Below are 1,061 nucleotides of genomic sequence, written 5' to 3'. Positions count from 1 at the left end.
CAGCATCCACAATATACTTTGCTACTGAGTGCATATTTACTGGAGTATCTTTTACTATCCCCCATGACATTACCTTTCAGCTTGGCCCTCCGTTCCTTTTCCTTTTGCACCGCTTCAAATAGTTCCTTCGAGACAATCGGTTCATGGTTGTCCTCAATTAAATATTGCTGCTCCTGTCCTTTATTCCTTATTCGTTTGTGGGTTAGAAAATCTACCGTTACCGTCTTTTGCTGAAGCAAAGCTCCGTAATATTTCTCATTCGTCAGAATTAATGTAATGGAGGAATCCCACCAAGTATCGCCACCCGTGACTGTTTTAATGTGATCTCGCATCAATCCTCTAGCAATCGCCTGATAGCTTTTTCCATCCAAATACTCCTCGTATATTCTGCGTACAATCTCTGCTTCCGACTCGTTAATCACCAATTCACCATGTTCATCCTTATCGTAGCCAAGGAAGCGAGTGGTGTTGCAGAAGACTTTGCCGTTTTGGAAGCCTCGTAATATTCCCCATCGACTATTCTCAGAAATATTCCGACTCTCGTCTTGGGCAAGGGAACTCAGAATGGTCAGCAATACTTCGCCTGTGGTATCTAGCGTATTAATGTTCTCTCGTTCAAAGAATACAGCGACTCCGAGACTTTTCAGTTCCCGTACATATTTCAATAAATCCAGTGTATTCCTAGCAAATCTCGAAATCGACTTGACCAGTATGAGATCCAGTTTACCGTTTCGAGCATCCTGTATCATCCGATTAAAATGCGTTCTATTTTTGGTGTTGGTTCCACTGATACCTTCATCGGCGTAAATATCCGCCATTTCCCATTCCAAGTTGTTTTGAATGTACTTTGTATAATGATTGACCTGATTGGTGTAGCTTTCCTTTTGCTCCTCGGAATCGGTACTGACCCGACAATAGGCAGCGACTTTCTTCTTTTGAATCGATTGAATTCCCTCTACGGTGTCCATCGTTTTAATGGGAACAACGACGACTTTTTTTGCGGTTGTGGCTTGGGCCATAGGTGTTTCTCCCTTCGATATCTTCTTTATACGGTCACATGG

1 protein-coding gene is annotated in these 1,061 nt (G+C 42.7%); it reads right to left on the bottom strand.

Features of this window, described 5'->3' with window-relative positions:
* A partial coding sequence (locus ACIFQM_RS24350) for a recombinase family protein (RefSeq protein ID WP_430066329.1) occupies positions 1-1,019 on the bottom strand: 1,019 nt, incomplete at its 3' end.
* Positions 1,020-1,061: the final 42 nt, after the last annotated feature.

It is taken from the genome of Paenibacillus sp. NRS-1782 (assembly GCF_050467685.1).
GTDB classification, from domain to species: domain Bacteria; phylum Bacillota; class Bacilli; order Paenibacillales; family Paenibacillaceae; genus Paenibacillus; species Paenibacillus terrae_A.
This window is presented reverse-complemented; position numbering and strand designations above follow the sequence as displayed.